Genomic DNA, 215 nt, shown 5'->3' with positions numbered 1-215 from the left:
TCCTCTTCTCTTAATTCTGTTAGCTTTTGCACGTCTTTTTTCAGCCGCTTCAAGCTTTTCTTTGTTCAGTAGAGAAGGCTTCTTGTACTCTTTTCTCTTTCTATACTCTTTGATAACACCGAAAGCCTCACAGTATCTCTTAAATTTTCTAAGAGCTTTGTCTGCTGGGAACTTATCGTCGATATCAATCTTGATAGTATAATCTTTACCTGCCA

General features: G+C 37.2%; 1 protein-coding gene. It reads right to left on the bottom strand.

The window, feature by feature from the left end; all coding sequences use genetic code 11:
• The coding region (gene rpsU, locus M901_RS11715; protein ID WP_021278412.1) for a 30S ribosomal protein S21 at positions 1-215 on the bottom strand (215 nt) is incomplete at both ends.

This window comes from Bacteriovorax sp. DB6_IX (assembly GCF_000447775.1).
GTDB lineage: Bacteria > Bdellovibrionota > Bacteriovoracia > Bacteriovoracales > Bacteriovoracaceae > Halobacteriovorax_A.
Note: the sequence above shows the minus strand (reverse complement) of the source record. Positions and strands in the feature narration are given on the sequence as shown.